Origin of the sequence: Azospirillum argentinense (assembly GCF_000632475.1) — a bacterium.
Classification (GTDB): domain Bacteria; phylum Pseudomonadota; class Alphaproteobacteria; order Azospirillales; family Azospirillaceae; genus Azospirillum; species Azospirillum baldaniorum.
In genome coordinates this window covers 2,130,865-2,153,924 of the sequence record NZ_CP007793.1, presented here as the reverse complement: position 1 = coordinate 2,153,924, position 23,060 = coordinate 2,130,865, and the positions used below count along the sequence as shown (strand labels likewise).

General features: G+C 67.8%; 19 protein-coding genes. 9 read left to right on the top strand and 10 right to left on the bottom strand.

The features are described 5' to 3' along the window. The first annotated feature begins 61 nt into the window (after positions 1 to 61). Both ABAZ39_RS10250 and ABAZ39_RS10245 read left to right on the top strand, forming a co-directional pair. Entirely contained in the window at positions 62 to 1,075 is a 1,014-nt protein-coding gene (locus ABAZ39_RS10250) for a DUF6352 family protein (RefSeq protein ID WP_038529132.1), read from the top strand. A gap of 98 nt (positions 1,076 to 1,173) precedes the next feature. Next, positions 1,174 to 1,638 (top strand): bacteriohemerythrin, encoded by a 465-nt coding sequence (locus ABAZ39_RS10245; RefSeq protein ID WP_175428670.1) that lies wholly within the window; start codon positions 1,174 to 1,176, stop codon positions 1,636 to 1,638. Between the two features lie 50 nt (positions 1,639 to 1,688). On the opposite strand, the gene ABAZ39_RS10240 is transcribed toward ABAZ39_RS10245, so the two are convergent. After that, the gene (locus ABAZ39_RS10240) at positions 1,689 to 2,198 is read right to left on the bottom strand and encodes a PRC-barrel domain-containing protein (protein WP_051657926.1); all 510 of its coding nucleotides are present in this window, start codon (positions 2,196 to 2,198) and stop codon (positions 1,689 to 1,691) included. A gap of 528 nt (positions 2,199 to 2,726) precedes the next feature. Here ABAZ39_RS10240 and ABAZ39_RS10235 point away from each other — a divergent pair. Continuing rightward, positions 2,727 to 6,446 (top strand): vitamin B12-dependent ribonucleotide reductase, encoded by a 3,720-nt coding sequence (locus ABAZ39_RS10235; protein ID WP_038529130.1) that lies wholly within the window; start codon positions 2,727 to 2,729, stop codon positions 6,444 to 6,446. A 110-nt stretch (positions 6,447 to 6,556) separates the two neighbouring features. Here the strand turns inward: ABAZ39_RS10235 and ABAZ39_RS10230 are convergent, their stop codons facing one another. Further along, entirely contained in the window at positions 6,557 to 7,039 is a 483-nt protein-coding gene (locus ABAZ39_RS10230; RefSeq protein WP_014239689.1) for a bacteriohemerythrin, read from the bottom strand. Positions 7,040 to 7,250: 211 nt separating this feature from the next. On the opposite strand from ABAZ39_RS10230, the gene ABAZ39_RS10225 reads away from it, so the two are divergent. Continuing rightward, positions 7,251 to 8,855 carry a S10 family peptidase gene (locus ABAZ39_RS10225; RefSeq protein WP_038529128.1) on the top strand — a complete coding sequence of 535 codons (1,605 nt, stop codon included), beginning with the start codon at positions 7,251 to 7,253 and terminating at the stop codon, positions 8,853 to 8,855. 111 nt (positions 8,856 to 8,966) lie between these two features. On the opposite strand, the gene ABAZ39_RS10220 is transcribed toward ABAZ39_RS10225, so the two are convergent. After that, positions 8,967 to 10,832, bottom strand: coding sequence for a flagellin N-terminal helical domain-containing protein (locus ABAZ39_RS10220; RefSeq protein WP_038529126.1), 1,866 nt, complete (start codon positions 10,830 to 10,832; stop codon positions 8,967 to 8,969). Positions 10,833 to 11,237: 405 nt separating this feature from the next. On the opposite strand from ABAZ39_RS10220, the gene ABAZ39_RS10215 reads away from it, so the two are divergent. Together ABAZ39_RS10215 and ABAZ39_RS10210 are read left to right on the top strand one after the other, a co-directional pair. After that, on the top strand, positions 11,238 to 11,705 hold the full coding sequence (locus ABAZ39_RS10215) for a RidA family protein (RefSeq protein WP_038531171.1): 468 nt from the start codon (positions 11,238 to 11,240) through the stop codon (positions 11,703 to 11,705). 91 nt (positions 11,706 to 11,796) lie between these two features. Next, a complete protein-coding gene (locus ABAZ39_RS10210; RefSeq protein WP_051657924.1) occupies positions 11,797 to 13,017 on the top strand; it encodes a GNAT family N-acetyltransferase in 1,221 nt (406 codons plus the stop codon). A gap of 7 nt (positions 13,018 to 13,024) precedes the next feature. Here ABAZ39_RS10210 and ABAZ39_RS10205 read toward each other — a convergent pair whose 3' ends face one another. Continuing rightward, positions 13,025 to 13,501 (bottom strand): nucleoside deaminase, encoded by a 477-nt coding sequence (locus ABAZ39_RS10205; RefSeq protein WP_038529124.1) that lies wholly within the window; start codon positions 13,499 to 13,501, stop codon positions 13,025 to 13,027. Between the two features lie 179 nt (positions 13,502 to 13,680). Here ABAZ39_RS10205 and ABAZ39_RS10200 point away from each other — a divergent pair, with 179 nt between their 5' ends. Further along, on the top strand, positions 13,681 to 14,991 hold the full coding sequence (locus tag ABAZ39_RS10200) for a pentapeptide repeat-containing protein (RefSeq protein ID WP_051657923.1): 1,311 nt from the start codon (positions 13,681 to 13,683) through the stop codon (positions 14,989 to 14,991). Between the two features lie 3 nt (positions 14,992 to 14,994). Here the strand turns inward: ABAZ39_RS10200 and ABAZ39_RS10195 are convergent, their stop codons facing one another. Beyond that, on the bottom strand, positions 14,995 to 16,107 hold the full coding sequence (locus tag ABAZ39_RS10195) for a CaiB/BaiF CoA transferase family protein (protein ID WP_038529122.1): 1,113 nt from the start codon (positions 16,105 to 16,107) through the stop codon (positions 14,995 to 14,997). A 152-nt stretch (positions 16,108 to 16,259) separates the two neighbouring features. Between ABAZ39_RS10195 and ABAZ39_RS10190 the strand changes: the two genes are divergently transcribed. After that, positions 16,260 to 16,451 (top strand): YegP family protein, encoded by a 192-nt coding sequence (locus ABAZ39_RS10190; protein ID WP_038529120.1) that lies wholly within the window; start codon positions 16,260 to 16,262, stop codon positions 16,449 to 16,451. A 97-nt stretch (positions 16,452 to 16,548) separates the two neighbouring features. On the opposite strand, the gene clpA is transcribed toward ABAZ39_RS10190, so the two are convergent. The 4 genes from clpA to ABAZ39_RS10170 all read right to left on the bottom strand — a co-directional run bounded on the left by clpA (position 16,549) and on the right by ABAZ39_RS10170 (position 20,945). Beyond that, a complete protein-coding gene (gene clpA / locus ABAZ39_RS10185) occupies positions 16,549 to 18,864 on the bottom strand; it encodes an ATP-dependent Clp protease ATP-binding subunit ClpA (protein WP_014239699.1) in 2,316 nt (771 codons plus the stop codon). Between the two features lie 8 nt (positions 18,865 to 18,872). Next, positions 18,873 to 19,199 carry an ATP-dependent Clp protease adapter ClpS gene (gene clpS, locus ABAZ39_RS10180; protein WP_038529118.1) on the bottom strand — a complete coding sequence of 109 codons (327 nt, stop codon included), beginning with the start codon at positions 19,197 to 19,199 and terminating at the stop codon, positions 18,873 to 18,875. 455 nt (positions 19,200 to 19,654) lie between these two features. Then, positions 19,655 to 20,140: a phasin family protein gene (locus tag ABAZ39_RS10175; RefSeq protein WP_014239701.1), complete on the bottom strand. Its 486-nt coding sequence runs from the start codon at positions 20,138 to 20,140 to the stop codon at positions 19,655 to 19,657. Positions 20,141 to 20,408: 268 nt separating this feature from the next. Then, positions 20,409 to 20,945, bottom strand: a complete 537-nt coding sequence (locus tag ABAZ39_RS10170; protein WP_051657922.1) for a phasin family protein — start codon at positions 20,943 to 20,945, stop codon at positions 20,409 to 20,411. Between the two features lie 420 nt (positions 20,946 to 21,365). Between ABAZ39_RS10170 and ABAZ39_RS10165 the strand changes: the two genes are divergently transcribed. After that, positions 21,366 to 22,127: a proteasome-type protease gene (locus ABAZ39_RS10165; RefSeq protein WP_038529116.1), complete on the top strand. Its 762-nt coding sequence runs from the start codon at positions 21,366 to 21,368 to the stop codon at positions 22,125 to 22,127. A 108-nt stretch (positions 22,128 to 22,235) separates the two neighbouring features. On the opposite strand, the gene ABAZ39_RS10160 is transcribed toward ABAZ39_RS10165, so the two are convergent. Then, positions 22,236 to 22,958: a hypothetical protein gene (locus ABAZ39_RS10160; protein WP_247881565.1), complete on the bottom strand. Its 723-nt coding sequence runs from the start codon at positions 22,956 to 22,958 to the stop codon at positions 22,236 to 22,238. Positions 22,959 to 23,060 lie beyond the last annotated feature (102 nt).

Genomic DNA, 23,060 nt, shown 5'->3' with positions numbered 1-23,060 from the left:
GCCCGCGCGCCCACATGAGGGACGCTTTGCGCCTGCTTCTCTGCTCAAGGGTCTGCCTTCCATGTCCGATTTCTGGAAAGAGTCCGGTTTCCATCTGCTGACGCGTGACGCCGACGGCTGGCTCGCGGTCACACCGGACTTCCTGCGCGCCTATCTGATGCGGCCGGAGATGCGCCCGCCCGAGGACGCCTGCGAGACCGAACACACTCTGTTCGCCGGGCTGCTGGAGGATCCCGCCCGCCCCGTCCCGCCGGGCATGGTGGAGGCGCTGGCCGACTCGGACGCGCGGGAGAACTGGGCGGTCTGGCTGGGCTTCCGCGACCGGCTGCTCGCCGCCGGCACGGTCGAGGGCTGCTACCTCCGCCTGTTCCGTGAGGGCGCGCGGGGCGTGCCGGGGCTGTTCATCGACCAGATGGCCCATGTGATCCTGCGCAACATTCTGGACGGCACGCCGTCGGGCCTGCGCGCGCGGGCGGGCGAGCTGTTCTTCCGGCCCCAGACCGTGTCGGTGGACGACGGGCGCGTCCGGCTGGCCGACAGCGAGACGGTGGAGATGCTGGCCGCGACCGGCGGCTTCGGCAGCCTGGGCCGGCTGGTGGTGGAGGCCGGCACCGCCCCGCGCTCCGTCGATCTCGACATCCTCGACGAGACCAACCACCCCCGCTATTGGGAGCGCGACTCGCGGCACGACACCGTGCTGGACGTGACCTTTGCCGCGGCCGGGCTGGACGCGCTGTGCCGCGTCCTGGAAGGCTGGGTGAAGCATTTCCTGGGGGTGGGGGTGTCGATCCATCCCGTGCAGCGGATCAGCGACGAGCGCTGGGTCTGGCATGTCGGGCTGGACGGCGAGGCCACGGCGATCCTCAACGACCTCTACAACGGGGCCGAGGTGGGGGAGGAGCGGCTGGCCCGCATCCTGTCGCTGTTCCGGCTGGAGTTCGCCGACCCCGCGGCGATGCGCGCCGACATCGCCGGGCGGCCCGTCTATCTGGCCCTGGCGATGACCGCCGACCGCAAGCTGCGCCTGAAGCCGCAGAACCTGCTGGTCAATCTGCCTCTGGCGAAGATGAACTGACCGGCCATCCTATAACCATACTGTCAGTGTGACCATCTGCCGCCCCGGCGGCGGGTGGGCGGCGGCTTATAAGGATGTTTCCTGAAGGGGGAAACGTCATGCAATTAAACACAACGCAGCCGAAGACGATGAAGCCGAACCTTGCCGACCCGCGCTGGGAAACGATGGCGTGGCAGGACGGCTTCGGCGTCGGGAACGCCGTGATCGACGCCGACCACAAGCGCCTGTTCGAGCTGTTCAACGAGTTCGTCACCGCGGTGAACGAGTTCCGTGCCGACAGCGAGATCCAGGACGTGCTGAGGGACCTGCTCGACTACACCGACACGCATTTCGACCGGGAGGAGACGCTGATGCGCGAGCACGGCTATCCCGATTACACCGCCCACAAGGCGCTGCACGACAGCTTCGTCCGCCAGCTTCACGACGTGAACAGCGCGCTGGACGCCGGGGGGGAGAAGGGGGCCTTCGTGCTGGGCTTCCTCGCCAAATGGCTGTCCGGCCACATCCTGGGCGTCGATACCAAACTGGGTGCCTACCTGCGCGAGCGCGGGGTGGAGGCGTAACGGGCAAAGCCCCTCTCCCAGGGCGGGAGAGGGGCGCTGTCCCCTGATGGTTACTGCTTGTTCGACTCGCCGCTGTGCTTGGGGCCGCGGTTCAGCGAGGTCATGCTGTCGCTGTACTGGAACTCCGGCATGTCGCGCACGCTCGCCTGGGTGACGTCGCGCAGCGTGATCGGGCCGTTGCCCGGCAGCACGTCGGCCAGCGCGATGTCCGCGGCGATCTCCTTGCCGCCGATGCCGAGGAAGCCGCCGCTCTGGATCACCAGAAGCTGAGCGTTGCCGTCCGGGCCGAGGATCACGTCGGACACCTTGCCGACCTTTTCGCCATCGGCGCCGATCACCGTGCGGCTCATCAAATGCTCGACGCTGGCGCCACCCGTGGTGTTGCTTGCGGCGCCGCTTGCGGGCCCGGCCGGGCGGGCGCTCTGCCCCTGGTCCATGATGACCGAATTCGGGGCCTGGGAACTCGGGGCCTGGGTGGAGCCGCCGGTGCCGGTCTGGGCCGCGGCGGCACCGGTCATCAGCGCCAGGGCGGACAGGGTCGCGATCACCGTCTTGTGCATGGAAGCTCTCCTCGTTGCACGAAACCGACCCTTCCAACCGGAGGGAGCGGGAAAGGTCACGCGGGGCCGCCTGTGACATCGTGGGGCGACTCGGGGCGCCGTCCGGGTGCCTCGCCACGGGGCGGGTCCAGCGGGCAAAAGTGGGGTCGCGGGTATGAAGGGCTGGAGAAGGGCGTACCGCCGATTCGCCCCCGTGGCTCCTGGGGTCGGAGGGGCCCGGCAACCCCGCGAAAGTGACGGATTCCTTACAGGAATCAGGCGCCGGAGGCTTTCGGTGCAGGACTAGATGTGGGGGTGGGCGGATTTTTTCCGGGAACCGGCGGCGGCTTGGCCCGTTGACCTGATGCGCCATATCTAGGAGGTAGGCCCGCGTCAAGCACACAATATCTTGGGCCGGGTCTTGCTTGGCCCAAAGCTTGAGGCTAGGATGCGCACCAACATACAGGGTGTTGCGTTCGTCAGCCAGCGCGAGCTGCGCCGCACGGAGCGCGACACCTTTGTTCGCCAGCCAGAGGGAGCACGAGTCACATGCGGGTCCAGCGTCGTTTCACGAAAGAGGGTCAGGATGCTTACGCCGCTCTCGGCTTCCGCCGCACGACGAGCGAGATCCGCAACCCTGACGGCTCTGTGGTCTTCCAGCAGACGGACATCGAGGTTCCCGAGAATTACAGCCAGGTCGCCAGCGACATCCTGGCCCAGAAGTATTTCCGCAAGGCCGGCGTTCCGGTCGCCCTGAAGGCGGTCGAGGAGAACACCGTCCCGTCCTGGCTGTGGCGCAAGACCGCCGACGAGGCGGCGCTGGCGGCCCTGCCGAAGGAGAAGCGCTATTCCGGCGAGAAGTCGGCCAAGCAGGTCTTCGACCGTCTGGCCGGCACCTGGACCTACTGGGGCTGGAAGGGCGGCTATTTCGACACCGAGGCCGACGCCCGCGCCTTCTTCGACGAGATGCGCTTCATGCTGGCCGCCCAGATGGCGGCTCCGAACAGCCCGCAGTGGTTCAACACCGGCCTGCACTGGGCCTACGGCATCGACGGCCCGAGCCAGGGCCACTTCTACGTCGATTTCAAGACCGGCCTGCTGACCTCCTCCGCCTCGGCCTACGAGCACCCGCAGCCGCACGCCTGCTTCATCCAGTCCGTCGCCGACGATCTTGTGAACGAGGGCGGCATCATGGACCTGTGGGTCCGCGAGGCGCGCCTGTTCAAGTACGGCTCGGGCACCGGTTCCAACTTCTCCCGCCTGCGCGGCGAGGGTGAGAAGCTGGCCGGCGGCGGCAAGTCGTCGGGCCTGATGAGCTTCCTGAAGATCGGCGACCGCGCGGCGGGCGCCATCAAGTCGGGCGGCACCACCCGCCGTGCGGCCAAGATGGTCACGGTGGACATGGACCACCCGGACATCGAGGCCTACATCGACTGGAAGGTGACCGAGGAGCAGAAGGTCGCCGCCCTCGTCACCGGCTCCAAGATCTGCCGCGAGCACCTGACCGCCATCATGGCCGCCGCCCAGGATGGCCAGGACCCGAAGGTCAACAAGGAGCTGAAGAAGGCCATCGTCGCCGCCCGCAAGGCGCAGGTGCCGGAGAACTACGTCCAGCGCGTGATCCAGTTCGCCGCCCAGGGCTTCACCAGCATCGAGTTCAAGACCTACAACACCGATTGGGACTCGGACGCCTACCTGACGGTGGCCGGCCAGAACTCCAACAACTCGGTGCGCATCTCCGACGACTTCATCCAGGCCGTCCTGAACGACGACGAGTGGAAGCTGATCCGCCGCACCGACGGCACGGTTCATCGCACGCTCCGCGCCCGCGACCTGTGGGACAAGGTCGGCTACGCCGCCTGGGCCTGCGCCGATCCGGGCGTGCAGTTCGACACCACGATCAACGACTGGCACACCTGCCCGGCCTCGGGGCGCATCAACGCCTCGAACCCGTGCTCGGAGTACATGTTCCTCGACGACACGGCCTGCAACCTCGCCTCGCTGAACCTGATGTCGTTCCGTCTGAAGGACGGGTCCTTCGACGTCGAGGCGTTCGAGCACGCCTGCCGCCTGTGGACCATGGTGCTGGAAATCTCCGTGCTGATGGCGCAGTTCCCGTCCAAGGAGATCGCCCAGCTGTCCTACGAGTTCCGCACGCTGGGCCTGGGCTTCGCCAACCTCGGCGGCCTGCTGATGTCCTCCGGCCTGCCCTACGACTCGGCGGAAGGCCGCGCCTACTGCGCCGCCATTTCGGCGGTGATGACCGGCGTCGCCTACGCTACCTCCGCCGAGATGGCGCAGGAGCTGGGCGCCTTCCCGGCCTATGAGCAGAACCGCGACCACATGCTGCGGGTCATCCGCAACCACCGCCGCGCCGCCTGCGGCGAGATGGAGGGTTACGAGGGCCTGTCGGTCAAGCCGGTGCCCTTCGTCGCCGACGAGTGCCCGGAGCAGGAACTGGCGATGGCCGCCGTCCGCGCCTGGGACATGGCGCTGGAGCTGGGCGAGCAGCACGGCTTCCGCAACGCCCAGGCCACCGTGGTCGCCCCGACCGGCACCATCGGCCTGGTCATGGATTGCGACACCACGGGCATCGAGCCGGACTTCGCGCTGGTGAAGTTCAAGAAGCTGGCCGGCGGCGGCTACTTCAAGATCGTGAACCGTCTGGTGCCGGAGGCTCTGCGCACGCTGGGCTACACCGTTGACCAGATCGCCGCGATCGAGCGCTACGCGGTCGGCCACGGCACGCTGAAGGGCGCGCCGGGCGTCAACCACGAGACGCTGGCGGCCAAGGGCTTCCCGGCCGAGGTGCTGGAGAAGCTGGAGGGCAACCTCGCCACCGCCTTCGACATCAAGTTCGCCTTCAACCGCTGGACGGTCGGCGCCGACGTCATCGTCGACACGCTGGGCATCCCCGCCGAGCAGATGGACGCGCCGGGCTTCGACCTGCTGACCGCTCTCGGCTTCACCAAGGCCGAGCTTGAGGCGGCGAACACCTTCTGCTGCGGCGCCATGACGCTGGAGGGTGCGCCCTTCCTGAAGGACGAGCATCTGCCGGTGTTCGACTGCGCCAACCCCTGCGGCCGCATCGGCAAGCGCTTCCTGTCCTGGGAATCGCACATCACCATGATGGCCGCATCGCAGCCCTTCATCTCCGGCGCCATCTCCAAGACCATCAACATGCCGAACACGGCGACGGTCGAGGAATGCAAGGACGCCTACCTGCTGTCCTGGCGCCTGGGCATTAAGGCCAACGCGCTGTACCGCGACGGCTCCAAGCTGAGCCAGCCGCTCTCCGCCGCCCTGCTGGACGACGAGGAGGACGCGGTCGAGGAGATCGTCGAGGCGGCGAACGCCACCCGCACCCAGATGGTGTCCGAGCGCATCGTCGAGAAGGTCGTGGAGCGCATCATCGAGCGCAAGCGCACCGAGCGCGAGCGTCTGCCGCACCGCCGCAAGGGCTACACCCAGAAGGCGACCGTCGGCGGCCACAAGATCTACCTGCGCACCGGCGAGTACGAGGACGGCCGCATCGGCGAGATCTTCATCGACATGCACAAGGAGGGCGCCGCCTTCCGCTCGCTGATGAACAACTTCGCCATCGCGGTGTCGATCGGCCTGCAGTACGGCGTGCCGCTGGAAGAGTTCGTGGAGGCCTTCACCTTCACCCGCTTCGAGCCGTCGGGCATGGTGACCGGCAACGACACCATCAAGATGGCGACCTCGGTCATCGACTACATCTTCCGCGAGATCGCCATCTCCTACCTGGGCCGCACCGATCTGGCGCACGCCACGCCGGAGGATCTGGTGCCCTTCACGGTCGGCAGCGGCGACAAGCAGGGCGACCTGCCGGAGACCGGCGCGGTCCAGCCGTCGGACATTGTCCGCAAGGTCGCGTCCACCGGCTATGTCCGCAACAACCTGCGCGTCCTGAACGGCGGGCAGACCCAGCGGGTCTCCGCTGCGGCGGCCCTGGCCGCCACCGGCACCGCGGCCCAGGCCACGGCGTCCGCCGCCCACGCGGCGGTGGCCTCCAGCCCGGCGGTCGGCGCCGCGGTGGTCCATGCCGGCGGCACGGCCCCGGTCGGCGGCACCACCGGTACGGCTTACGGCGGCAGCAACAGCGACCAGCGCTACGACCGCATCCGCGAGGCCCGCGCCCGCGGCTACGAGGGGGATCAGTGCGGGGAGTGCGGCAACATGACGCTTGTCCGCAACGGCACCTGCCTGAAGTGCGACACCTGCGGCTCCACCACGGGCTGCAGCTGAGGCCAGTCGGTTCCATCCCCGGCATGGCGTGGAAAAGGGGAGGTCCTCGGACCTCCCCTTTTTTCATGCGGGCTGCCGTGAACGCACGCTCCGGCGGGAGCGGGACGGGATCAGACCGGGATGTTGGGGAAGACGCGGCCGGACAGCTGGGCGTCGGCCAGCTCCGCCGGAACGGCGTCGCGCTCCTTCAGCCAGCGGGCGAACTGGCGGTCGGCGGAGTTGATGTGCAGCATCAGCCATTGCGGCAGGAAGGTCGCCAGATACTCGGCGATGTTCTCCTCCGGCACGTTGCCGGTGGTGAAGGCGTGCAACTGCTCCCACGCCAGGGAATGCTGGACCAGATGGTCGGCCAGGAAAGGATAGCCGGCCTCCTCCATCACCTTCTGCTCGCTCGCGAAGTGAATCTCCGTATAGACCACCGCATCGGCCAGCGTCCGATAGACCTCTTCGCGGGAGCGGCCCTCGGCGACGGCGACATGGAACGCCTGGACCAGTTCGATCCAATGCTTGTGCTGCTCGTCGATGTCCTCGACGCCCAACGCAAGATCGTCGCTCCAGACGAGATCCTGAAAATTCTCGGCGGGCATGTCCATGATCGCGATGACTCGGCTTAGGGTGGTGGAAGCCTGCACATCATAAACACGGTCGTATGTGCATCAATGGTCTGAATTGAGATAAATTGTCGCGGTTTCGGTGGTGATCCGGGACGCGCGACGAGGGGCTGTGTCCTTGCCGGACACCGGCTGCGGGTCAATATGCGGGGCTGTGACGACACAGCCGACGGGATGCGCCATGCGACGTGCCATGAACCGCCGCCTCCGCCTTTTGCCACTGCTCGCCGCGCTGGCGCTGCCGCCGATCCAGGCCGCGAGCGCCCAGGACGTGGCGCCCCAGAGCGCACCGGCCCGGAACGAACAGAACCAGGGCGCCCCGAAGCCGGCGGACCGGGCCGGCGGGTTCGACGCCCAGCGCAGCGAGACCAGGCACCAGCTGCCCTTGCCGTCCGGGCCGCTCGCCTACACGGCGGTGGCGGAGTTCCTGCCGCTGCGCGACGGCCCGCGCGAGGAGGCGGCGGCCCGTGTCTTCACCGTCTCCTATACGTTGGATGGAGGCACGCCGGACGGGACGTCCCGCGGCCGGCGGCCGGTCGCCTTCGTGTTCAACGGCGGGCCGGGGGCCTCTTCGGCCTATCTGCACCTGGGTGCGCTGGGGCCGAAGGTGGTCGGCTTCAACGATGACGGGTCGCTGATCCGCCCGCCAGCCCCTCTGCTCGACAACCCGGACAGCTGGCTGGCCTTCACCGATCTGGTCTTCGTCGATCCGGTCGGCACGGGCTACAGCCGGGGCATCCTACGCGACGGCGGGCGCGACGGCGGGAAGGACGGCGGCGCGCGGCGGGACGAGGACCCCGGCAAGCGCTTCTGGTCGGTCGACGCCGACAGCCGGGCCATGGCCGAGATCGTCCGGCTCTGGCTGACCCGCAACGGGCGCTGGGAGTCGCCGAAATTCCTGGTGGGGGAAAGCTATGGCGGGTTCCGCATCGCCAAGATGGCCAACCGGCTGATCGACGACACCGGAATCGCGGTCAACGGGCTGATCATGGTGTCGCCGGTGGTCGATTTCGCCACCATCCGCGGCGGCGGCGGGCTTCTGGTGCCGGCGCTGCGGCTGCCCTCCTACGCCGCCTCGGCCGCCGCCAACGGTCTGGCGTCCGGCACCCCGGAGCAGGCGGCCGTGGCGGCGGAGCGCTACGCCTTCACCGGCTACCTCACCGGGCTGGCCGGGCTGGACTATCGCCGGCCCGGCGCGGCGCGGGACTTTTTCGCCGAGGTGGCGCGCACCACCGGCCTGCCTGAGGAGCTGGTGACCCGTTTCCGCGGCGAGATTCCCACCGACGTCTTCGCTCGCGAACTGCTGCGCGGGCGTGGGCAGGTCGCCAGCGTCTATGACGGCACCTTCACCGCCGCGGATCCCGACCCGTCGGCGGCGCGCCTGTCCTTCGATCCTTTCCTGAAGGGCACGGTGCCGACCTACACCACCGCCTTCGCCGCCTACGCCCACGAGTGGCTGGGCGTGCGGACGGAGGTGCCGTTCGATCTGCTCAGCGACCGGGTGAACCGGGGCTGGGAGTGGCCGCGCTCCGGCCAGCCCAGCGCGGTGGACGATCTCCAGGCCGCCCTGACCCTGCAGCCCGCGCTGCGGGTGCTGATCGCCCATGGGCGCACCGACCTCATCACCCCCTACATGGCGTCGCGCTGGGTGGCGTCCCGCCTGGAGCTGCCGGACGGGCAGGCCGACCGGGTGGCCGTGACCGTCTACGAGGGCGGCCACATGATGTACACGCGCGCGCCCGAGCGCGCGAAGCTGGCCGCCGACGCGCGGGCCCTGATCGAGGCTGCCCTGCGGTAGGGTGGCCTCTGATAGGGCGGATGGGCGGCCAAAAGAAAACAGGCGCCCCGGTGGGGCGCCTGCTGCGCAATGCCTTGCCTCGGCCTGTGGTCGCCGGCTGGACCTTGCCGGTTAGAACAGACGCAGGATCGACTGCTGCGACTGGTTGGCCAGCGAGAGGGCGATGGTGCCGAGCTGCTGACGGGTCTGCAGCATCAGCAGGCTCGCGCCTTCCTCGTTCTGGTCGGCCAGCGTCAGCTTGTTGGCGCCTTCGACCAGCACGTCGCTGAACTCCTTGGTGAAGGTTTCGCGGGTCGTGATGATGTTCAGGTTGGTCGACAGCGTCTGCGAGGCCGAACGCAGGCTCTGCTTCGCGTAGTCGATGCTGGCGACCGCCTTGTCGATGTCGGCGCGGTCCGTCCAGTCGTTCTGCGCGTAGTCCAGACGCAGGCCCTGGCCGCTGGTGCTCAGGTTCTGCGACTTCACCGTGATCGCGTTGGTGTTGCGCTCGTTGAGCTGCACCGTCAGATCATTGGAGGTGTTGGCGTCGGTCACCTGCACCGAGACCAGGTTGGCCGCCGAGCTGGCCGCCGCCGCCTGCTTGATGCTCTTCTGGTCGACGTTGAAGCGCACCGTGCCGGTGTCGAACGCGAAGGCGTTCTCGCCTTCCGACAGCTTGCCCTCGCCGCGCTTGGACATGCCGTCGCGGGTCACCGTGGCGCCGCTCAGGTTGCTGACCTGGATCTGGATGTCGACCTTCTTCTCGATGGTCGAGATGCCGTTGCCGGCGTTGGCGGCCTGCTCCAGAAGATTGCGGTCCACCACGAAGGACACCACGGTGCCCGACGCGAAGCTCTCGGAGATGCGCTTGGTCAGGGCGTTGTCGGCGGAGGCCTTGACGGTCATCTCGCGGGCGGCGTTGGTCGTCGTCGCGCCCGACAGGGTGATCGTGCCGGTGCCGTTGACCGTGACGGTATCGACGTCCTTGCCGCTGAGGCGGCCGTTGGCGCCCAGCGCGTTGTTGATCGACGCCGTGAGCTGCCTGGCGATGTTGACGCGGGCGGTCTGGCCCGTCGCCACGTCACCGGCGGTGGCGATATAGGTGAAGGTCTGGTCTTCGACGGTGATGGTGAAGCTGTCGCCCGCCTCGATCGTGCCGCCCATCGTCACCTGGGTGAGCTGCGCGGTGCCCGACTTCGCCGCCTCCGTCGTGTTGGCGGCCATGGTCTGGCTGTTGTCGAAGTAGGTGATCGTGCGCGACTCGTTGCCGTCCGTAATGATGAAGGACCGCTCGCGGCCCTTCGCGCCGCGGACCTCGATCTGCACGTCGGAGAAGCTGCCGAGCGACGTGGCCATCGTGCCGGACAGCTTCAGGCCGACCAGGCCGTGGGCCATCTCGGCGCTGTTGATCTCGCCGGCCGCGCCCTCGATGGAGCCGTCGCCCTTGACGCGCACCGTGTAGGTGTCGGTCGACACCACGTTGGTGACGCGGGCGTTCTCGATGCCCTGGATGGTGTTGACGGCGCGGCGCGACTCGCTGGTGGAGTCCAGGCGCATGCCGTCGCCGGCCAGCAGGTTCTTGCCGGCATAGCCGCTGTCGCCGGCCAGCTTGTCGATCTGCTCCTTCAGCGCGTTGAACTGGTTGGCCAGCGTCTTGCGGGTGGCGACGGAGCCGGCATCGGTGCCGAGCGCGGAATAGGCGGCGGTGGTCAGGCCGCGCGCCTGCTCGATCATGCTTTCGATCGCGGTCACGCCCTTGTCGGCGGCCTTGATGGTGCTGATCGACTGACCCATGGCGTCCTTCAACGACGACAGGTCACCGGCGCGCTGGGTCAGGCTCTTCGCTGCGAAGAACGACGTCGGACCGTCGAGAGCCGAGTTGATCTTGTTGCCGGTCGAGAGGATGTTCTGTTTGACACCGATCTTGTCGTTCACGCTCTGCAGTTGCAGCAGATTCGTGCGCATTGACGCGGTGAGAGTGACGTCGTTGATGGCCATGGTTCCAAGTCTCCTTCTGAGGCTCGCCCCGCGGCTGGTGCTTGAAACCGAAGCGAGGCAACGTGCATTTGCGCGGTCCTCCTCTATCAAGACCCGTGCCAATTTCCGGGCCATCTGGTAACGCATTGATACTGAAAGAGATAATGGGGCCTTGCGTGATGGGGTGGCCCGCGCAGGCCGGACGGTCCTTCCCATGCCGGTGGAAAGTTTTGCCGGGCAGAAAGGGTGTTGCGCCCCGGACTCCGGGACAAAACTTCCCAGTTGGCCGACCGGTCGGCCGCGCGCCGGGTGCCGGTAAGCTCTTGGTGCCGGCGGAGGAGGGAGCTATCGTCGGGGTCTCGCACCCATCGCGGCGCCACCCATCGGAGCGTTCTCGGCGCCCGCAACGAAGACGGAGGGATGAGCATGGCCGGACGCATCGAGGCGCGGCTGAAGGAGTTGGGGATCGAGCTGCCGCAGGCGGCGGCCCCGGTGGCGGCCTATGTGCCCTACACCCAGTCGGGCAACACGCTCTACGTGTCGGGGCAGGTCACCGTGTGGAACGGCGAGCGCCGCTTCGTCGGCAAGCTGGGCCAGGACTTCACGGTGGAGCAGGGCCAGCAGGCGGCGCGGCTGTGCGCCCTGAACATCATCGCCCAGGCGAAGGCGGCCTGTGGCGGCGATCTCGACCGGGTGGTGCGCGTGCTGCGGCTGGGCGGCTTCGTCAACGGCACGCCGGACTTCCATGACCATCCGCTGGTCATCAACGGCGCGTCGGAACTGATGATGCAGGTGTTCGGCGACGCCGGAAAGCACGCCCGCGCCGCGGTCGGCGCCCCGTCGCTGCCCGGCAACGTGGCCGTCGAGGTGGACGCCATCCTCGAACTGGCCTGATCCGGGCTCCGCATCGGGGGGAGGGGGCGGGCCTCTTGCCGCGGCGCGGCAAAGCGCCCACCTCCCTCGGCGTACCCGCGAAGGAGAGACCATGCCCGACGGCAAGGACAGCGGCCCCACCCTCGGCGCCGACCCCGAGGCCGGGGGGACGATCACCGTCAAGGTTCTGACCGGCATCGGTCTGGCCGATCCCCAGGAATGGGACGCCTGCGCCGGGCCGGACAACCCGTTTCTCAGCCACGCCTTCCTGCTGGCGCTGGAGGAGTCGGGGTCGGCCATCGGCCGCACCGGCTGGCAGCCCAGCCACCTCGCCGCCCTCGACGGGGCGGGGCGCATCATGGGCGCGGTGCCGCTCTATCTGAAGAACCATTCCTATGGCGAATATGTCTTCGACCACGCCTGGGCGCACGCCTATGAGCGGGCGGGCGGGCAGTATTACCCGAAGCTGCAGTGCGCCGTGCCCTTCACCCCGGTGCCGGGGCCGCGCCTTCTGGTCCGGCCCGGCGCCTCGATCCAGGGGATGGAGGCGGTCGCCGGCGCCCTGATCCAGGGGATGGAGGAGGTGGCGCGGCGCTATGGCGTCTCCTCGGTCCACGTCACCTTCCCGGAGGAGGGCGATTGGCGCCGCCTCGGCGAGGCCGGCTGGCTGCTCCGCGAAGGCGTGCAGTATCATTGGGAAAACCGCGGCTACGCCAGCTTCGACGATTTCCTGGGCACCCTGAACAGCCGCAAGCGCAAGACCATCCGCAAGGAGCGGCGCGAAGTGGCGGAGAGCAGCGTCCGGTTGCACAGCCTGACTGGCGCCGACCTGAAGCCGGAGCATTGGGACGCCTTCTACCGCTTCTATCTGGAGACCGCCGACCGGAAATGGGGCGGCGGCTATCTGAACCGCGCCTTCTTCCGGCTTCTGGGCGAGACCATGGCCGACCGGGTTATGCTGGTGATGTGCGAGGACAACGGGGAGTGGGTGGCCGGCGCCCTGAACCTGATCGGGGCCGACGCCCTCTATGGCCGCAACTGGGGCTCCGACGGCAGCTATCGTTTCCTGCATTTCGAGGCGTGCTACTACCGCGCGCTGGACTTCGCCATCGAGCGCGGCCTCGGCCGGGTCGAGGCCGGCGCCCAGGGGGAGCACAAGATCCAGCGCGGCTACCTGCCGGTGCCGACCTACAGCGCCCACTGGGTGGCCGACCCCGGCTTTCGCCGCGCCATCGCCGATTACCTGCGCCGCGAGCGGCCCGGTGTGGCGGCGGAGCGCGAGGCGCTGATGGAGCTGTCACCCTACCGCCAGGATGGCCTGCCGGAGCAGTAGGGCCAGATCAGTAGGGAACGCGGTCGGGCCGGGCGGCCCATTCGTCGAAGACGGCGCGCGCCTCGTCGGCCAGCAAACGCTGCATGGGGACTGCCCGCTGCTCCAGCGGCAGGGCAATTTCCGTGTAGAGGAAGGCGTCGTCGAAACCGATGGACGCCGCGTCGTCGCGCCCGTTGGCGTAGACGATGCGCCCGATCCGCGCCCAGTAGATCGCCGACAGGCACATCGGGCAGGGCTCGCAGCTCGTGTAGACGGTTGCCCCGGCGAGGCTGAAGCTGCCGAGATCACGACAGGCGTTGCGGATCGCGACGACCTCGGCGTGCGCCGTCGGGTCGTTGGTGGAGGTCACGCAGTTCCACCCCTCGCCGATGATCCGGCCGTCCCGCGCGATGACCGCGCCGAAGGGGCCGCCGGCGTTGCCCTGCATATGTGTGCGGCTGAGCGCGATGGCGCGGCGCAGGCACTCCGTGTCGAAACTCGTCATGCTTTCCCTCTCCCAACCCTAACCGCGTTGTCGTTCAATGGTTTAAAGACTGCTCCATGGCCCCGGTCCGGCATGCGTCCGTGGCATTGCAGGGGTGGCGGACGATTGGGGATTTCTCCTTTACTGCCCATGCGCAATGCGTAGTGTGGGCGGGATCAGCCGACCGACGGACCCGCCCGATGACCGACCGCGCCATGGAATTCCTGAAGCAGGTGCGGGACCATCTATTCTATCTCAAACTGAGGCCGGGCGGTGTGCGCCTTCAGGCGAAGGGCGTCGATCTGTCGAGGCTGCGGCTGAAGGGCTTCAACCTGCAAACGGCCATCCTCACCCAGGGCAACTTTTCCGATGCCCAGCTTGAGGAGGTCAGCTTCGCCATGTCCGACCTGTTCGGGGCGAATTTCAGCCGGGCGAAGCTGGTGGGCTCCTCCTTCGCGCGGGCGGACCTGCGTGGGACGAACTTCCTGAAGGCCGACCTGACCCGCACCGACTTCGAAGGGGCCGATCTGCGCCCCGGCCAGATCATGGTCCACCGCGCCGGGCGCGAGGACGAGGAGGAGCGGCGGCCCGCCAACCTGACGGACGCGCGGATGGACGGCGTCAACTTCAAGGGCGCCGACCTCAGCCACGCCGAACTGGCCAACGCCTCGACGGCGGGCGGCGACTTCAGCAACGCCAACCTGTTCGCCGCCAATCTGGCCGGGGCCGACCTGACCGAGGCGAACTTCAGCGGGGCCAAAATGAAGCGCGCCGTGCTGAACGGCGCCAACCTGACCCGCGCCATCCTGCGCAACGCCGACCTGCGCGAGGCGACCCTGCGCAACGTCGACCTGACCGTGGCGGACACGCGGGGCGCCAACCTCAGCGGTGCCGTCTACATGAAGAACGCCGACGCCCTGCCGGCGCCGGTGCGCAGCGTGCTGGACGCCCATATCCTGTGGATCAACAGCGGCGGCGGGGCCGGGCTGCGGGCGGACTTCACCGGGATGGACCTGCGCGGGCTGGACCTCACCGCCTGCGATCTGTCGGGCGGGGTGTTCCGCGACGCCAAGCTGGACGAGGCGCGGCTGTCCAACGCCTCGCTCTCGCTGGCCGATTTCGGCGGGGCCAGCCTGCGCCGGGTGCGGCTGGACCAAGCGGTGCTGACCGGGGCGAACCTGAGCGGGGCCGACCTGACCGGGGCGGACCTCCACGGTGGTGACCTCGGCATGGTGGAGTTGCGCAACCCGGACGGCACCCCGACCGGGCGGAGCTGGCCGACCAACCTGACGAACGCCACGCTGGCCGCCGCCGACCTGCGCGGCGCCCGGCTGACCGGGGCCAAGCTGGCCGGCGCCAGTTTCGAGATGGCCAACCTCGCCTCCGCCGACCTGCGCGGCTGCGACGACGCGGCGGCGAACCTGTCGAAGGCCAGCCTGATGGGCGCCCGCCGCGGCCCGCTGGACGCGCGGCCGCCGCGCGACGGCGGCGGGCCCCTCATCGCCCTGTAGGCCTCACGTCCAGGCGGCGAGCACCGCGGCCGCGGTGGACTCGCGCAAGGGCGCGCGCTCGGGCGGACTTCCGCCATCGACGCGCAGGCCCATCAGGGTCTCCACCAGCGGCTCCGGTCCCGGCGTGACGCGGACTTGGCCGCGGGCGGCGATGTGGGGGTGGTCCGGCATCTCCGCCAGCGTCGGCAGTGCCTCGAAGCAGCAGTCCACCGGGTCGAGCAGCGCCTTCCAGTCGGCGAGGCTGCGTGTGGCGAACAGGGCGTCCAGTTCCGCGATCAGGGCGGCCTGGGGCAGCGGGTCGCCCTGCCGGGCGATCCAGTCGGGGCGTCCCACCGCCTCGCAGAAGCCTTGCCAGAACTTGGCCTCCAGCGCCGACAGGGTGGCGAAGCGGCCGTCGGCGGTGCGGTAGATGCGGTAGCAGGCGGCCCCGCCGGACAGCAGCGCCTCGCCGCGGGCCGGGACCTCGCCGCGGGCGTCGGCGGTCAGGTTGAAGCCCTGCCAGCCCAGCACCGTTTCCATGATCGACAGGTCGAGGAAGCAGCCTTCGCCGCTGCGCTGGCGCCCGAACAGGGCGGCGACCACCGCCAGCGCTGCCTGCTGGGCCGAGGCGAAGTCGGCGACCGGCGGGTGGCTGATCGAGGGGTGGTCCGGCGTGCCCGAGGAATCCAGGCCGCCGCCGACCGCCATGTAGTTGAGGTCATGGCCCGCCCGCCGGGCGTAAGGACCGCTGCTGCCCCATCCGGACAGGCTGGCGTGGACCAGCCGCGGGTTCAGCGCGCGCAGCCGGGCGTGGCCGACCCCCAGCTTGTCCAGCACGCCCGGGCGGTAGCTTTCCACCAGGGCGTCGGCCCCGGCGATCAGCGTCTCGAAGGCGCCGCGGTCGCCCTCGTCCTTCAGGTTCAGGCGGATGACCGTCTTGCCGGCGTTCAGCAGCTTGTAGGCGGCGGTCGTGCCGTCGGCATCGGTGGGACCCATTTGGCGCAGCGGATCGCCGCTCGGCGGCTCCACCTTCACCACTTCGGCGCCGAGGTCGGCCAGCATCTGGGCGGCGTAGGGACCCGGCAGATACTGGCCGAGATCGATGACGCGCAGTCCGCTCAGGAAAGGAAGGGGCATGGTGCGTTTCCTCGTTCTTCGTTTCGGCGTGCTTCGTTTTGGGGGCCGCCTGGAAGGAGTGTCCATGATGCGGCGTCGGGAATGCAACCGCCTACCCTTCACAGTCGTGCCGCCTCCGCCGTCCGTATCAGACCAACGGCGAGGAGGAACACATGTCCACGGGCAAGGCTGCCAAATACAAGGTCTACAAGGATCACCGCAACGAATGGCGCTGGACCTTCCACGCCGCCAACGGCGAGGCCATCGCCGTCAGCAGCGAGGGCTACACGGCCGAGCGCGACTGCCTGCACGGCATCGCCCTGATGAAGAGTTCCAACGACGCGGTCGTCCTGGTCGAGGAATGATGGTTCAAAGAGGAATGATGGTTCAAAGAGCCGGCCGACCGGACAAAAAGAAAGGGGGCCTTGCGGCCCCCTTTTTCGCGTTGCGTGCGAGCCGGCGTCATTCCGCCAGTTCGTGCACGACCTCGTCCTCGTCCTCGTCGCCGGAGCGCCGCTTGCGCGACCCCTCGGTGTACTCGAAGGCGGGCTTGTCGTCCTTCACGGTGACCTTGACCAAACCGCCCTTGGCGAGCTTGCCGAACAGCAGCTCTTCCGCCAGCGGCTTCTTCAGGTGCTCCTGGATCACGCGGCCCAGCGGACGCGCGCCGTAGAGCGGGTCGTAGCCCTTCTTGCCCAGCCACTCGCGGGCCTGATCGTCGAGTTCGATCGTGACGCCGCGGTCCTCGAGCTGCGCTTCCATCTGCATGATGAACTTGTCCACCACGCGGTTGATGACCTCCTGGGTCAGCGGCGCGAAGGGGATGATCGCATCCAGACGGTTGCGGAACTCCGGCGTGAACAGCTTCTCCACCGCTTCCATGTCCTCGCCGACCCGACGCTCGCGCTCGAAGCCGATGGCCGGCTTGGCCATGTCCGCGGCGCCCGCGTTGGAGGTCATGATGAGGATGACGTTGCGGAAGTCCACCGTCTTGCCGTTGTGGTCGGTCAGCTTGCCGTGATCCATGATCTGCAACAGGATGTTGAACAGATCCGGATGGGCCTTCTCGATCTCGTCGAGCAGCAGCACGCAATGCGGATGCTGGTCGATGGCGTCGGTCAGCAGGCCGCCCTGGTCGAACCCGACATAGCCCGGAGGGGCGCCGATCAGGCGGGAGACGGTGTGCCGCTCCATATACTCCGACATGTCGAAGCGGGTCAGCTCGATGCCCAGCGTGAGGGAGAGCTGGCGGGCCACCTCGGTCTTGCCGACGCCGGTCGGGCCGGTGAACAGGTAGTTGCCGATCGGCTTCTCCGGCTCGCGCAGGCCGGCGCGGGCCAGCTTGATGGCGGAGACGAGCGCATCGATGGCCTTGTTCTGGCCGAAGACCATGGTCTTCAGGTCGCGCTCCAGGTTGAGGAGCGTCTCCTTGTCGTCGCGGCTGACCGACTTCGGCGGGATGCGGGCGATCTTGGCGACCACCGCCTCCACGTCCTTGACGGAGATCTTCTTCTTCCGCTTGTTCTCCGGCAGCAGCATCTGCGCGGCGCCGACCTCGTCGATGATGTCGATGGCCTTGTCCGGCAGCTTGCGGTCGCCGATGTACTTCGCGGACAGCTCCACCGCCGAACGGATCGCGTCGTTGGTGTAGCTCACCCGGTGGTGCTTCTCGTAGTAGGTCTTGATCCCCTGGAGGATCTTGATCGCATCCTCGACCGTCGGCTCGTTGACGTCGATCTTCTGGAAGCGCCGGACGAGCGCCCGGTCCTTCTCGAAATAGTTCCGGTATTCCTTGTAGGTCGTCGAACCGATGCAACGCAGCGAGCCGGAGGCGAGGGCCGGCTTCAGCAGGTTCGAGGCGTCCATCGCACCGCCCGAGGTCGCACCGGCGCCAATGACCGTGTGGATCTCGTCGATGAAGAGGACGGCACCTTCCGTGGCCTCCAGTTCGGAGACGACGGCCTTGAGGCGCTCTTCGAAGTCGCCGCGGTACCGCGTACCGGCGAGCAGGGAGCCCATGTCGAGCGCGAAGATGGTGGCGCCCTTCAGCACCTCCGGGACCTCGCCATGGACGATGCGGCGGGCCAGCCCCTCGGCGATGGCGGTCTTGCCGACACCGGGGTCACCGACATACAGCGGGTTGTTCTTCGACCGCCGGCACAGGATCTGGATGGTCCGTTCGACCTCCTGCTCCCGTCCGATCAGCGGATCGATCTTCCCGCTGGCCGCCTTCTTGTTCAGGTTGACGCAATAAGCCTCTAGGGCTTCGCTGCCTTTCTTCACGACCTTCTCCGCCGCCGCGTCCTCGTCGGCTCCGGTAACGCGCTTCGCTTCCGAGCGGCCCGGGGCCTTCGCGATTCCGTGAGAGATGTAGTTCACCGCGTCGAAACGGGTCATCTCCTGCTCCTGCAGGAAATAGACCGCGTGGCTTTCGCGTTCAGAGAACAGGGCGACGAGCACATTTGCTCCCGTCACCTCTTCACGCCCCGACGACTGGACGTGGATGGCCGCGCGTTGCAGCACCCGCTGGAAGCCAGCCGTCGGCTTAGCATCATCGGGCCTGTTCGTGATCAGGTTCGCAAGCTCGTTGTCGAGGTAATCCGAGAGTTCGGCGCGCAGTCGGTCCAGATCGACCCCACAAGCGCGCAAGACGGCCATTGCATCGGCATCCTCGGTCAATGCGAGCAGCAAGTGTTCGAGCGTCGCGTATTCGTGCCTGCGCTCGTTCGCATGGGCCAGGGCTCGGTGCAGCGTCTGTTCCAAGTTACGCGACAGCATCTGTGGCCTTAATCCTTTTCTAGCGTACATTGCAGCGGGTGCTGGTGCTGGCGCGCAAAGTCCATCACCTGCGTGACTTTCGTCTCCGCCACCTCGTAGGTGAACACGCCGCACAAGCCCACACCCCGCCGGTGCACATGCAGCATGATCCGCGTAGCCTCCTCGCGCGACTTGGCAAAGAAGCGCTCCAAGACATGAACGACGAATTCCATAGGTGTGTAGTCGTCGTTCAACATCAAGACCTTATACATCGAGGGCTTTTTAGTCTTAGGCTTGGTTTTGATAACCACGCCCGTGGTGGTGCCCTCGTCGCCGTGCTTGTCGTTTTCGGCCATGGTCTCAACAGGTCAACATCGCGATGTACGTCGCATGAATGATATGAGAACTCCGGGCGCGGTGGGAAGGGGCCGTTTTCGGTGAGTCCCCATTTGGGAGAGGCCCATTCGGAACAAGACCTGCCCGGCTACCCCGGAATTGGTGGAAGGCATTTGATTTTGCGGCAGAACTGCCGCACCGGCGTGCCAAAAATGGCACGACCCGTAGCCTGTAGATGTCCCTCGCGCCCAAAAGAAACAAGCCCGGCGGTCTGCACCGCCGGGCTTTCCCGGAACTTCACAATGCCGTGAGGCGGCAGGATTTAAAGCGGTACCGCCTTGCGCCGTCCGCACCCCCGGACGACAGCGTCCCGGGGGCGGCGGAGGTGGGAGCCGCCCCGGCCCTGCGGCCGGGTCTGTGGAATTGCTGGCTCCGGGACATTTTGTCTCAGGCTGACGTCTGGGACCGGCCTGGATCAGGCGGCCTTCGCCGCGACCGGCTTGGACAGCGTCTCGACCGTGACCTGGAGGCGGTCGTTGATCGGCGCGAAGGCGTCCTTGGCGGTCTTCAGCGACAGCTCCTGCAGCTTGGCGCTCTCCTTGACGAAGGTCTCGAAGCTCGCCTTGGCGAAGCTGCTCTGCAGCTCGACCAGCTCCTGAACGGTCTTGACGGCCAGCAGGGCCTTACCGGTGGCGGCGCTCTTCTCCAGCGAGGACTGGGTGAAGGAGGCGACCTGCTTGCCGGCTTCCTCGGCGCCCTTGGCGACGATGGTGCCCGACTTCACGACGGCGTCGACGTTGCCCTTGGTCAGGGCGGTCAGCTCGTCGAAGCCCTTCAGGATCTGGGCCGAGGCCTTCTCGAACTGCTCCTGCTGGGCCTTGACCAGGCCGTCCACGTTCTGCTTGGCGGCGGACACGGCGTCTTCGAAGGTCTTGGTGGCGGCGGCGAACTTGTCGGTCATGGAACGGCTCCTCGAATTTCATCGGGTTGACCCGCGCCGGACCCACCGATTGGCGACCGCGCGGATGATCCGACCAGCGACCCCGTGGCTTCGGGCGTCGGGTCGATGCTGCAATGCAGCATGACTAAACTTAAGGCAGGTTCCGGCGCCTGTCAACGGGATTTTGTGCGGTGCACAAAAACTTTTGCGCGTCCCGGCCGGCCCCGTCACGCGCGGAGCCCGGCCGTCGTGGAACGGCCGGGCTCCGTGGTTTCGCCGTGTGGGCGGATCAGGCTGCGATCGGCTTGGACAGGGTGCTGACGGTGACCGACACGCGGTCCTTCAGCGGGGTCAGGGCCGCCGTGGCGACGCGGGTGCCGATGCCCTGGAGGCGGGAGGACTCCGCGACGAAGGCGTCGAAGCTGGCCTTCACATACTCGCTCTGGAGATCGACGACCTCCTTCAGCGACTTGGCGGTCAGCAGGGCCTTGCCGGTGGTGACCGACTTGTCGAAGGAGGCCTGCGCGTAGGCGGTCACCTCGCGGGTCAGCTCCTCCGCGCCCTGGGTGGCGATGCTGCCGCTCTGGATCAGCGCTTCCACGTTGGCCTTGTTCAGGGCCTGAAGCTCGGCGGAGATCTTCAGAAGCTGGGAGGACAGCTTCTCGACCTGCTCCTTGGTGGCGGAGGCGGTCTGCTCGAACGTCTTCGCGGCCTGCTCCTGGCCGGCCTTGACGAAGCCCTCGACCTGCTCCTTGGCCTGGGCGGCGGCGTTCTCGAACGCCTGGGTGGGGGCGGGGGCCGGCTTGGCCTTCGTCACGGTCGTCATGCCTTGCGTTCCTTCCTTGGTCGAAGCCCGGCGCGCATCAACCCGGACCGGCGGACCGTCCGCCTGCGGGGCGCAGACCGGCTGCGTTGGGGAGACCCGGACGGCTCCGGGCCCGAAAATGCTGCAGTGCAGCAATGGCTAAACTATGGGCATTCTCCGGTGGAGTCAACAAAGAATCTTGTGCGCCGCACAATATATCAGTTGAGCCCGGTCCCTTTGCTTGGTCGGTACGGCGAAAGCTCCACCGTTCCGCCTCATGGGAAAACCGATCCACTTCGGTTCGACTGGGCGGAGCCTTTACGAAAGCTTTACCGCCAATCCTGCCCAATCATACTCTGCCCGCCGAAGGGACGCGCTTCGGCCAAAGGTCAGACCAACCGCGGCGAAACGTCGCAGCTTTCAGTTCGGGAACGTTCTTTCATGACCTATTGCCTCGGCATCAAGACCCGCGACGGCCTGATCGGCCTGTCCGACGGGCGCATCACCAGCGGTTCGCAGCTGTCGTCCGCGCGCAAGGTGACCATGGTGGGCAGCGGCGGCGACCGCTTCTTCATCCTGAATTCCGGCCTGCGCAGCGTGCGCGACAAGACGCTGGCCTACCTGCGCCGCGACATGTCCCGCCGCCGCGGCGAGACCTATCCGACCATGCTGGATGCGCTGTCGGCCTTCACGGCCTGCCTGCGCCAGGTGGCGGCGGAGGACAAGGAGGCGCTGGAGGCGTCCAAGCTGGCCTTCAACCTGCACGCCATCATCGGCGGCCAGCTCGCCGAGGACCGCGAACCCTACATGTTCCTGGTCTACCCGGAGGGCAACTGGATCGAGGTGGACGAGCGCACGCCCTACCTGTCGATCGGCGCCACCGCCTACGGCAAGCCGATCCTCGACCGCGCGCTGTCCTACAGCACGGACATGCGGACGGCGCTGAAGATCGCCTACCTGTCCTTCGACAGCACGCGCTTCTCGTCCAACGACGTCGGCTTCCCCATCGACATGGTGACCTTCAACGCCGAGGAACGGCTGTGGCGCCAGTCGAACTTCGACTACGACGATCTGGTCGAGCAGCGCCTGTGGTGGAACCGGAACATCACCGAGCTGGCCCGCCGCATGCCCGACGGCCCATGGGTGGACACGCTGCTGGCCGCCGGCGCGCGGGCGGATGTCGCTGAGGAAGAGGTGGTCTAGTTTCTTGCCCCCTCCCTAACCCTCCCCCTCTTCGAGGTGGAGGGGATTTTTCTCCCTCCCCTGCGAAGCGGGGGAGGGCCGGGGAGGGGGCAATGTCAGCCCTGCCCACTACTTCCCGGCGAACAACCACGTCCCGAAGGGCGCCGTCGGTCCGACCAGCCCGTCGCGGCCCACCTGGACCTCGAACACCACACCGGCGCTGTCCACCTGTCCGCCGGTCGGCAGGGTGCGCGGCGCGTCCTGCGGGCGTGGCAGGGCGGGGTAGGGCACGCCGGTCCCCTGGCCGCTGCCATCCAGCTCCTTCAGCGGCCCGTCGAACCGGATGTCGGAGAAGCGGTCGGACGGGTAGGGGTAGGCGTTGAAGAACCAGCTTCCCCGCCGGCAGCCGTTGATCAGCCAATAGACGCCGTTGGACGGCAGGCGCACCCCGCTCGGCGCCGGCTCGAAGGCGCCGCTCTCGTAGAGGCGCAGGACGAACAGGGCGAACTGGCGCGGCGAGAGCTGGGCCTTGGCCACCGGGCCGCGGGCGACCGCCGCTGGGTCGTCCAGGTCGATGCGGGCGAGGTCGGTGGCCTCCAGCACGCGCGCCTCGACCATCGCGCCGCCGGTGCCGCGGTCGCCGACGATGTCGTAGGTCCGCACATGCTTCTGGTAATCGGCGTTGAAGACCAGCCTGTAGCGGTCGGTCTCCCCCTTGGTGCAGGCGGCGCGCAGGTCGTCGCCGTTGAGGTAGCTGACCCAGGTGAGCTTGCGCGCCACCGGGTTGTCGGTCGGCCCGACCGAGGCGCAGCCGGCGAGAAGACCCGCCGCAGCCACCGTGATTCCCGTCACCCTGGCGCATCTCCCTCTTCGTCCGTCCCGTGGGGCAGCGCGCGGAATTGTCGGGCGTCGCACGGGCGGGCGGGTCATGAGGTGCCTCGCGTCCAGTCGGGA

Excerpts from the sequence above, each read along its gene's own strand:
- ABAZ39_RS10170 (WP_051657922.1), bottom strand. The coding sequence starts at position 20,945 with ATGACGACCGTGACGAAGGCCAAGCCGGCCCCCGCCCCCACCCAGGCG.
- ABAZ39_RS10250 (WP_038529132.1), top strand. The coding sequence starts at position 62 with ATGTCCGATTTCTGGAAAGAGTCCGGTTTCCATCTGCTGACGCGTGAC.
- ABAZ39_RS10195 (WP_038529122.1), bottom strand. The coding sequence starts at position 16,107 with ATGCCCCTTCCTTTCCTGAGCGGACTGCGCGTCATCGATCTCGGCCAG.
- ABAZ39_RS10235 (WP_038529130.1), top strand. The coding sequence starts at position 2,727 with ATGCGGGTCCAGCGTCGTTTCACGAAAGAGGGTCAGGATGCTTACGCC.
- ABAZ39_RS10165 (WP_038529116.1), top strand. The coding sequence starts at position 21,366 with ATGACCTATTGCCTCGGCATCAAGACCCGCGACGGCCTGATCGGCCTG.
- ABAZ39_RS10215 (WP_038531171.1), top strand. The coding sequence starts at position 11,238 with ATGGCCGGACGCATCGAGGCGCGGCTGAAGGAGTTGGGGATCGAGCTG.
- ABAZ39_RS10220 (WP_038529126.1), bottom strand. The coding sequence starts at position 10,832 with ATGGCCATCAACGACGTCACTCTCACCGCGTCAATGCGCACGAATCTG.
- clpA (WP_014239699.1), bottom strand. The coding sequence starts at position 18,864 with ATGCTGTCGCGTAACTTGGAACAGACGCTGCACCGAGCCCTGGCCCAT.
- ABAZ39_RS10190 (WP_038529120.1), top strand. The coding sequence starts at position 16,260 with ATGTCCACGGGCAAGGCTGCCAAATACAAGGTCTACAAGGATCACCGC.
- ABAZ39_RS10230 (WP_014239689.1), bottom strand. The coding sequence starts at position 7,039 with ATGGACATGCCCGCCGAGAATTTTCAGGATCTCGTCTGGAGCGACGAT.
- ABAZ39_RS10225 (WP_038529128.1), top strand. The coding sequence starts at position 7,251 with ATGAACCGCCGCCTCCGCCTTTTGCCACTGCTCGCCGCGCTGGCGCTG.
- clpS (WP_038529118.1), bottom strand. The coding sequence starts at position 19,199 with ATGGCCGAAAACGACAAGCACGGCGACGAGGGCACCACCACGGGCGTG.
- ABAZ39_RS10175 (WP_014239701.1), bottom strand. The coding sequence starts at position 20,140 with ATGACCGACAAGTTCGCCGCCGCCACCAAGACCTTCGAAGACGCCGTG.
- ABAZ39_RS10210 (WP_051657924.1), top strand. The coding sequence starts at position 11,797 with ATGCCCGACGGCAAGGACAGCGGCCCCACCCTCGGCGCCGACCCCGAG.
- ABAZ39_RS10245 (WP_175428670.1), top strand. The coding sequence starts at position 1,174 with ATGCAATTAAACACAACGCAGCCGAAGACGATGAAGCCGAACCTTGCC.
- ABAZ39_RS10200 (WP_051657923.1), top strand. The coding sequence starts at position 13,681 with ATGACCGACCGCGCCATGGAATTCCTGAAGCAGGTGCGGGACCATCTA.
- ABAZ39_RS10205 (WP_038529124.1), bottom strand. The coding sequence starts at position 13,501 with ATGACGAGTTTCGACACGGAGTGCCTGCGCCGCGCCATCGCGCTCAGC.
- ABAZ39_RS10240 (WP_051657926.1), bottom strand. The coding sequence starts at position 2,198 with ATGCACAAGACGGTGATCGCGACCCTGTCCGCCCTGGCGCTGATGACC.